The sequence below is a fragment of the Nocardia sp. CC201C genome, from assembly GCF_030010695.1.
Classification (GTDB): Bacteria; Actinomycetota; Actinomycetes; order Mycobacteriales; family Mycobacteriaceae; genus Nocardia; species Nocardia otitidiscaviarum.
Window position 1 is genome coordinate 1 of record NZ_JASCXP010000328.1, and the last position, 8478, is coordinate 8478.

The 8478-nt window shown below is 69.2% G+C and carries 8 protein-coding genes and 1 pseudogene; 6 read left to right on the forward strand and 3 right to left on the reverse strand.

The features are described from left to right. The 3 genes and pseudogenes from QK444_RS27035 to QK444_RS27045 all read right to left on the reverse strand — a co-directional run. Positions 1 to 398: pseudogene (locus QK444_RS27035) on the reverse strand (xanthine dehydrogenase family protein molybdopterin-binding subunit); the annotation flags it as partial. After that, positions 398 to 1405: a xanthine dehydrogenase family protein subunit M gene (locus QK444_RS27040; protein ID WP_282784956.1), complete on the reverse strand. Its 1008-nt coding sequence runs from the start codon at positions 1403 to 1405 to the stop codon at positions 398 to 400. The gene QK444_RS27040 and the pseudogene QK444_RS27035, both read right to left, overlap by 1 nt. Further along, positions 1402 to 1872 (reverse strand): (2Fe-2S)-binding protein, encoded by a 471-nt coding sequence (locus tag QK444_RS27045; RefSeq protein WP_282784968.1) that lies wholly within the window; start codon positions 1870 to 1872, stop codon positions 1402 to 1404. The genes QK444_RS27040 and QK444_RS27045 overlap by 4 nt, the downstream gene beginning before the upstream one ends. Before the next feature lie 292 nt (positions 1873 to 2164). Between QK444_RS27045 and npt the strand changes: the two genes are divergently transcribed. The 6 genes from npt to QK444_RS27075 form a co-directional block, all read left to right on the forward strand. Continuing rightward, complete coding sequence (gene npt / locus QK444_RS27050; protein WP_282784958.1) at positions 2165 to 2839, forward strand: 4'-phosphopantetheinyl transferase Npt; 675 nt, start codon at positions 2165 to 2167, stop codon at positions 2837 to 2839. Positions 2840 to 2845: 6 nt separating this feature from the next. Beyond that, positions 2846 to 3781, forward strand: a complete 936-nt coding sequence (gene truB / locus QK444_RS27055; RefSeq protein ID WP_282784960.1) for a tRNA pseudouridine(55) synthase TruB — start codon at positions 2846 to 2848, stop codon at positions 3779 to 3781. A 212-nt stretch (positions 3782 to 3993) separates the two neighbouring features. Beyond that, on the forward strand, positions 3994 to 5160 hold the full coding sequence (locus tag QK444_RS27060) for a glycosyltransferase family 4 protein (RefSeq protein WP_282784970.1): 1167 nt from the start codon (positions 3994 to 3996) through the stop codon (positions 5158 to 5160). Beyond that, on the forward strand, positions 5157 to 7301 hold the full coding sequence (locus tag QK444_RS27065; RefSeq protein ID WP_282784962.1) for a glycogen debranching N-terminal domain-containing protein: 2145 nt from the start codon (positions 5157 to 5159) through the stop codon (positions 7299 to 7301). The genes QK444_RS27060 and QK444_RS27065 overlap by 4 nt, the downstream gene beginning before the upstream one ends. A 62-nt stretch (positions 7302 to 7363) precedes the next feature. Next, on the forward strand, positions 7364 to 8188 hold the full coding sequence (locus QK444_RS27070; protein ID WP_282784964.1) for a hypothetical protein: 825 nt from the start codon (positions 7364 to 7366) through the stop codon (positions 8186 to 8188). Between the two features lie 108 nt (positions 8189 to 8296). After that, a partial coding sequence (locus QK444_RS27075) for a LysR family transcriptional regulator (protein WP_282784966.1) occupies positions 8297 to 8478 on the forward strand: 182 nt, incomplete at its 3' end.

Here is an 8478-nt window from a genome sequence, read left to right on the forward strand (position 1 = left end):
GCGTCCACCATGTCGGCCGCCTGCTGCGCCGCCTCGAAGGTGTCGGCCACGACCACCGCGATGGGCTGGCCGAAGTAGTGAATCACGGTGTCCTGCATGGGGAAGAAGGTCTGCCCGGGTGCGGGGCCGCCGAATCCGGAGGGGAAGACCGGCGGCACCGCCGCCACCCGGGGCAGGTTCTCGTGGGTGAACACCGCGATCGCGCCCGCGGCCATGGCCCGGCGGGTGTCGATGGATCGCACCGCGCCGCTGCCGATCCGGGCGCCGACGATCACCGCGTGCGCCACCCCGGGCAGCGGGATCTCGGCGGTGTAGTGCGCGGCCCCGGTCACCTTGGCGCGACCGTCGACGCGATCGAACCCCTGTCCGACGAGTCGTCGGGGGACGGTGGCGGTCATCACCGGCCTCCCGATGGATGCACCTGCGGTCGAACGGTTTCCAAGGCTCGCACCAGGGTGCGCGCGCCGAGTTCGATCTTGAAACGATTCATCGGGTGGGTATCGTCGGCCGCCTCGAGCTCCGCCGCCGCGGCCAGCGCGAAATTCGGTGTGGTGGCGGGCTTGCCGAGGAGCAGCTCCTCGGCGACCCGTGCCCGCCAGGGTTTCGTCGCCACCCCGCCGAGACCGATGCGCACATCCACCACGGTCCCGTCGGCCACATTCATGGCCACCGCCGCCGAGGCGAGGGCGAATTCGTAGGATTCGCGGTCGCGCACCTTGAGGTAGTGCGAATTCCGCGCGAAGGGCAGGGCTGGCACGTCGACGCGGGTGATGAGTTCGTCGTCGGCCAGGGGGTGTTCGAGGTGCGGGGTCTCACCCGGTTCCGGGAAGAAGTCGTCGAAGGCGATGCTCCGCTCCCCACGCGGCCCCCACACCGTCACCGTCGCGTCCAGGGCGACCAGCGGAATCGCCACATCGGAGGGGTGGGTGGCGAAGCACAGGGGACTGGTGCCGAGTACCGCGTGCCCCCGGTGGATGCCGTCGACGGCGGCGCAGCCCGAGCCCGGATCGCGCTTGTTGCAGGCGGTTCCGGGTTCGCGGAAGTACGCGCAGCGCACCTTCTGCATGAGGTTGCCGCCCAGGGTGGCCATATTCCGCAGCTGTGCCGACGCGCCCTTCCAGAGCGCCACCGACAGGAATGGGAAGCGTTCCACCACACCGGGATCCGCGGCGATCTCGCTCAATCTGGCGAGTGCGCCGACGCGCAGCCCGCCCTCGGCGGTGTGCTCGATGCCGCCGAGCGGCAGCCAGGTGATGTCGACGACATTGTCCGGTTCCATGGCCCCGGTGCGCAGCAGGTCCACCAGAGTCGTTCCGCCCGCCAGGAATACGGTGTTCGGCCGGGAGGTGACGGTGGTGACCGCCTGCTCCAGGCTGTGCGGGCGGGCATAGGCGATCGGTTTCACCGCGCACCCCCGCGCATGGCGTCGCGGCCGACGCGCACCGCGTCGCGAATGTTCTGGTAGGCCGCGCAGCGGCAGATATTGCCGCTCATCCACTCCGCGATCTCGGTATCGGATTCGGCGTGGCCCTCCTCGATGCATTTGATGGCCGACATGATCTGCCCGGGAGTGCAGTACCCGCACTGGAATCCGTCGGCCGCCAGGAAGGCCCGCTGCACCGGATGCAGGTTCTCGCCGTCGGCGACGCCCTCGATGGTGGTGATCTCGCGGCCCTCCGCCGCCAGGGCCAGGGTGAGGCAGGCCAGCACCCGGCGATTGTCGATCCACACCGTGCACGCCCCGCAGCCGCCCTGATCGCAGCCCTTCTTGGTGCCGGTGAGTTGGAGGTGCTCGCGCAGCGCGTCCAGCAGGCTGGTGCGCGGCTCCAGCACCGCGTAGCAGTCGTGCCCATTGACGCTCAATGTGGTCATGATGCGGGACGGTCCGATGAATTCGGCCGGTTCCGCGGTGGACCGGCTGGTCGACGGCTCGACGGTCATACCTCACCCTCCTGCCCCGCGGTCGCGTGGACGCGCCGCGGAAAGTGCTGGACTGTGTGCGGATATGAATCAGCAACATCGTAGCAACCGATTGGTGTCCGTGGCTGGGGCGGGATCGCCCGGTCGCGCGCTCGGGGCGGCGGGCTAGGCTCGTGACGGCACAAATCACGAGCAGGAGGCGGTCATCGAACAGCGGGCAGTCGCGTCCGAGGGGTCGGCGCGTTTGATCGGCAGAATTCTGCCCACCGGGGTCGCCGCGGCCGAACTGCTGGCGTACCCGCCGGAGCTGAAGGCGCATCCCGGCGAGGAGCATCTCATCGCCAAGGCGGTGGAGAAGCGCCGCCGCGATTTCATCGGCGCGCGCCACTGCGCCCGCCAAGCCCTGGCCGAACTCGGCGAACCCGCCGTGGCCATCGGCAAGGGCGAGATGGGCGCGCCCGTCTGGCCGCGCGGGGTCGTCGGCAGCCTCACCCACTGCGACGGGTACCGCGCCGCGGCGCTGGCGCACCGGCTGCGTTTCCGCTCGGTCGGCATCGACGCCGAACCGCACGGCGCGCTGCCCGACGGCGTCCTGGACTCGGTCAGCCTGCCCGCGGAACGCTCCTGGTTGGCCGCCGCGCTGCCCGGCACCGATCTGCACCTGGACCGGCTGCTGTTCTGCGCCAAGGAGGCCACCTACAAGGTCTGGTATCCGCTCACCGCGCGCTGGCTGGGCTTCGAGGACGCGCACATCACCTTCACCGTGGACGAGGAGTCCGACGGCGGCGGGTCGGGCACCTTCCGCAGCGAACTGCTGGTCCCCGGCCACACCACCGACGGCGGCTCGCCGCTGACCTCGTTCGACGGCCGCTGGCTCATCGCCGACGGCCTCATCCTGACCGCGATCGTGGAGGGCTGAGACCGCATGGGCGAGAAGCGAACTCCCGTCGTGGACGCGCTCGGCGGCCTGCTGATCGTGGACAAGGACGGCGGCTGGACCAGTCACGACGTGGTCGCCAAGGCCCGACGGCTGCTGCGCACCAAGAAGGTTGGGCACGCGGGCACCCTCGACCCCATGGCCACCGGGGTGCTGGTGCTCGGCGTGGAACGGGCCACCAAGATGCTGGGCCTGCTCACCCTGACCACCAAGGCGTACACCGCCACCATCCGGCTCGGGCAGTCCACCGTGACCGACGACGCCGAGGGTGAGGTCACCGCGACCACCGCCGCCGGACATCTCACCGATGCCGACATCGCCTCCGGCGTGGCGGCATTGACCGGCGACATCCAGCAGGTGCCCGCCACCGTGAGCGCCATCAAGGTCAATGGCGAACGCGCCTACGCCCGCGCCCGCGCGGGGGAGGACGTCCGGTTGGCCGCGCGTCCGGTCACCGTCAGCCGGTTCGATGTCCTGGCGCGCCGGGAGGTCGACGGCGAGGACGGGCGGTTCGTGGACCTGGATGTCGAGGTCGAATGCTCCTCGGGCACCTATGTGCGGGCGCTGGCTCGCGATCTCGGCGCGCGGCTGGGCGTGGGCGGGCATCTGACCGCGCTACGCCGCACCCGCGTGGGGCCGTTCACCCTCGAGCACGCGCGCACCCTGGCGGAGTTGACCGCGGCGGCCGAGGCGGAGGAGCCGTTGCTCAGCCTGGATGTCGATGCCGCTGCCCGGACCGCGTTCGCGGTGCGTGCGATCGACGAACGGCAGGCCGAGGATCTGCGCAATGGCCGCTGGCTCGAACCGGTCGGTCTCTCAGGTGTTTACGCCGCCATCGACCCCTCCGGTCGGGCCATCGCCCTGCTTCAGGAAAGCGGCAAACGCGCCTCTTCGGTCATGGTCGTGCGACCGGCTAACCTCTGAATCCGGCCCGCCACCTCGTAGAGGTTTGAGTTCCGCGCATTGGTGGAATGTGCTACGCGGAGTCATTCACCTCAATGAGGAGGCTTGGAATGAGTTTCGAGGAGCCGGAATCCGACGAGGATTATCCCGCCACCATTTTCGATTTCGTACGTTCGGCTAGGGCGGTTTCGCCCGGTTCGGGCACCGGCCCGGACAGGCCGTTGAATATCGTCATGGTGGCTCCGCCGTATTTCGATATCCCACCGGCAGGGTATGGCGGCGTAGAGGCGATAGTGGCGACACTGGCCGATGAACTCGTGGATCGTGGACATCGAGTGACCCTCATCGGTGCAGGTCGACCAGGTACCAAGGCCCGATTCATCCCGGTTTGGAATGAAATTCAGGCGCATCGGCTCGGCGAGCCGTATCCTGAGATCGTGCATGCCATGAAGGCTTTACGCGTCATCATGGAATTGAACGGAGAAGACTCCGTCGATATCGTGCACGATCACACGTTCGCCGGTCCGCTGAACGCCGCGGCGTATCGCACGCTCGGTATTCCGACGGTGGTCACCGTGCACGGTCCGGTCGACCCGGACATGCACGAGTACTATCGGTCCTTTGACCAGGACGTGCAGTTGGTCGCCATCAGCGACCGGCAGCGCGAATTGGTGCCGGATCTGAATTGGATTGCCCGCGTACACAATGCGATTCGGCCGGAAGAATGGCCGTTCCGCACCGAGAAGCAGGATTACGCGCTGTTCCTCGGCCGGTACGCGCCGTACAAGGGACCGCATCTGGCGCTCGATGCCGCACACGCGGCCGGACTGCGCCTGGTGCTGGCGGGCAAGTGCAACGAGCCGCCCGAGAAGAAGTACTTCGAGGAGGCCGTCCGACCACTGCTCGCCGACGGCGACGACGTCTTCGGTGAGGCGGACGCGGTCGCCAAGCGGCATCTGCTGGCGGGCGCGCGCTGCCTGCTCTTCCCGATCCGCTGGGAGGAGCCCTTCGGCATCGTCATGATCGAGGCCATGGTGTGCGGTACCCCCGTCATCGCGCTGCGCGGCGGCGCGGTCGACGAGGTGATCGAACACGGTGTCACCGGCTTCATCTGCGACGATCCGGAGCAGCTGCCCGAATTCATCGCGCGGGCCGACGAAATCGATCCCTACGCCTGCCGGGAGCGGGTGGAGCGGCTGTTCGCCTCCGACCGGCTCGCGTCCGGCTACGAGACGGCCTACCGCCGTGCCGTGGCCGCACGGGGCGCGGCCGAGCGGGTCGCGGCCGGGCGGCGGGTCGAGGCCGAAGCCGTGCCGATCCTGGTACCCGAGCAGCGGTTGGCGACCCCGACCGTGCTGGGTACGGCGGCGGTCAGCGGGGCGGTGCGCAGCCCGCAATGAGTATCTTCAATGCCGGTCAGCCCCCGATCGCCGATGGTCACGGCGGCATCGTGACCATGGTCGAGGCGAGCACCTTCTGTTTGTCGGACCAACTCGGCGATATCCACGCGGGCACTTCGCAGGGCCTGTTCTACCGGGACGCCCGCGTCCTGGCCCGCTGGGAGCTCCGGCTCGACGGCCATGCCCCGGAACAGCTTTCGGTCATGATGCCGGAAGCGTTCCGGGCACGGTTCGTCGCGCGGAAACAGCCGCGGCCCGGCGTGGCCGACGCCACCGTGCTGGTACTGCGCAAGCGGATGATCGGTGACGGCATGCGCGAGAAGATCGTGGTGCACAACCTCGGCGACGAGGACACCGCCATGACCATCACGCTCACCGCCGACTCCGATTTCGCGGATCTGTTCGCGGTCAAGGCGGGCCGGGTGGACGGCGGCGGATGTGAACTCAACATCTCCGACAGCGCCCTGCACCTCACCGACCGCAAGGACTCCGGTCGCGGCCTCACGGTGACCGCGACCGGGGACCCGGTCGTCCAGCTCGGCACCATGAGCTGGCGGATCGTCGTACCCCGCCGCGGCACCTGGCAGACGGTGGTGCTGTGCCAGCCGATCCTGGAACACCGCGCGGTGCCGATGAACCTCACCGCGGACGACGAGGACAGCCCCACCAACAAGATTCGCCAGTGGCGAGCCACCGCCACCCGGCTCACCACCGGCGATGTCGGCCTGACCGCCGTCCTGCAGCGCACCGAGAGCGATCTCGGCGCGCTGCGCATGGACGATCCGGCCGACGGCACCGCGTACGTGGCGGCGGGCGCGCCGTGGTTCATGGCGCTGTTCGGCCGCGACAGTCTGCTCACCTCCTGGATGGCGTTGCTGCTGGACTCCGACCTGGCGTTGGGCACCCTGCGTCAGCTCGCGAAACTGCAAGGCACCCAGGTGGATCCGGTCACCGAGGAGGAGCCCGGCCGCATCATGCACGAAATGCGGCACGGGCCCGGTGGTGACCAGGTGCTCGGCGGCACCGTGTATTACGGCACCGCCGACGCCACCCCGCTGTTCGTCATGCTGCTCGCCGAATGCTGGCGCTGGGGCGTGGAGGAGTCCGCCATCCGCGAACTGCTGCCCGCCGCCGACGCCGCCCTGGAATGGATCGACCGCTTCGGCGACAGCGACGGCGACGGGTTCGTCGAGTACCGCCGCAAAACCGATCGGGGTCTGGCCAATCAGGGCTGGAAGGACAGCTGGGACTCGATCAGTTTCGCCGACGGACACCTCGCCGAACCGCCCATCGCGCTGTGCGAGGTGCAGGCCTACACCTACGCCGCCAAGCTCGGCCGCGCCGAACTGGCCGAAGCCTTCGGTGAGAAGCGTCGGGCCACGCGGCTGCGGGCCGAGGCCGAGAAACTGCGCGAGCGGTTCGACGATGCGTTCTGGCTGCCCCGATCCGGTTGGTACGCCATGGCACTCGACGGCGGCAAACGTCAGGTCGACGCGCTCGGCAGCAATGTGGCGCACTGTCTGTGGACCGGAATCGTGCCCGACGAACGCGCCGCGCAGCTCATCGAACATCTCGGAAACGCCGATATGGACACTGGTTTCGGGCTGCGCACGCTGTCCTCGTCCATGCGGCGGTTCAATCCCATGGGCTACCACAATGGTTCGGTGTGGCCGCACGACACCGCCATCGCCGTCGCGGGACTGCTGCGCTACCGGCACCTGCCCGGAGCCTGGGAGTTGGCCGAGCGGCTGGCGGGCGGACTCACCGAGGCCGTCATGAGCTTCGGCGCGCGGCCGCCGGAGCTGTACTGCGGCTTCGGACGCTCCGAATTCCGTTCTCCGGTGCCGTATCCCACCTCCTGCTCCCCGCAGGCGTGGGCCAGCGCCGCCCCGCTGCTGCTCATGCGCTCCTTCCTCGGGCTCACACCCAATGTGCCGCGTCGCACCCTCACCGTCACCCCGCGACTGCCCGAGCGGGCCGGGCGGGTACGGCTGGCGGATCTGCGCCTCGGCGCGGCGACGGTGACCATCGAGGCCGAGGGAACCTCGGTCACAGTGGAAGGGCTGCCGGGGGACTGGGAACTGATCCAGGACGGGGCCGCTCCCGTCATGCCCCAGGAACTAGGGGATGAGCAGCGGTAATCGCAGCCGGTCCGGAGCCGATATCCCCGATGTCGGGATGATGCGACCGGAGGTCTACGACTATGCGAACGCGGCGAATCCTACAGGCGGTACTGCTGGGCGGGGCGTTGGTGGCGGTGACGGCGTGTGAGAACGCCGAACCGGATCCAACGCCCGGCACCACCGCCCCCACGGTGACGGTGACAGCACCGCCGTCCGGCGGGCCGACAGTCGTTCCGGGCGTGACGAATCCGAGCGCGCCCGCAGCGACGCGGACCGATCCGAGGACCACCGTCACGCCGCCCGAAGACTCGGAGCCGCCGCGCGGCAGCGGCACGGTCGTGATCCGGACCGCCAGCCTCTCCGGCACCGCGATTCCGTATGTTCCGGTGGAACTGGCGCTGTTCCGGCCCTGTGATCCACTAGCCCACGATCTGCCGGAGGGCACACCCGAGGCCGAGCGGTGGACCGCGACCACCGGAATCGACGGGCAGGCCGCCTTCTCGGTTCCGGTGGGCTGCTACCGGTTCGGCATGAATCCACCCCCCGGGACCGACCCGGTGCCCGAGGGTATGCACACGCTGTTCGTGGAGTCCGACGGCCAGACCGTGTTCGGCAGCTTGCGATTCCAGGATCCGGCGCCCGAACCGGTCTGCGCCGCACAGACCATCGTGCACGATCTGGATGCGGGGCCGCCGTTCACCACCGCCACGCCCAGCGTGGCGTACTGTGACCGGTCCTGGGCGGTCATCGCCTGGGATATCCCGGGCGACAGTCAGCGGATGGTGCGCCGGGTGGATGGTGCGCCGTGGACCACTTACGTGTACTTCCCCAACGACGTGTGTCGGGCGCAGGCGCGGGCCGACGGGGTGCCGGTCGGACTCGAGGAGTACTTCCCCGTCTGCTGAGCGGCGGGTGGCATCCGTCACACGACCGCGCGGACCCGCTGCTTGTGGCCTCGGCCCGATTCGTCGCCGGTTCACCTCCGGTGACGGGGTGGCTAGGGTTCGGGTGTGGTGGAGTTGCGGCAGTTACGGTATTTCGTCGCCGTGGCGGAGGAGTTGCATTTTCGGCGGGCGGCGGAGCGGTTGTTCATCTCGACGCCGACGCTGAGCCAGCAGATCCGGGCCATCGAGCGCGAGGTCGGCGGGCTGCTGCTGGTGCGCGGGCCGCAGGGGGTCGAACTCACCGCCGCCGG

Excerpts from the sequence above, each read along its gene's own strand:
- QK444_RS27065 (WP_282784962.1), top strand. The coding sequence starts at position 5,157 with ATGAGTATCTTCAATGCCGGTCAGCCCCCGATCGCCGATGGTCACGGC.
- QK444_RS27060 (WP_282784970.1), top strand. The coding sequence starts at position 3,994 with ATGGTGGCTCCGCCGTATTTCGATATCCCACCGGCAGGGTATGGCGGC.
- truB (WP_282784960.1), top strand. The coding sequence starts at position 2,846 with ATGGGCGAGAAGCGAACTCCCGTCGTGGACGCGCTCGGCGGCCTGCTG.
- QK444_RS27070 (WP_282784964.1), top strand. The coding sequence starts at position 7,364 with ATGCGAACGCGGCGAATCCTACAGGCGGTACTGCTGGGCGGGGCGTTG.
- QK444_RS27045 (WP_282784968.1), bottom strand. The coding sequence starts at position 1,872 with ATGACCACATTGAGCGTCAATGGGCACGACTGCTACGCGGTGCTGGAG.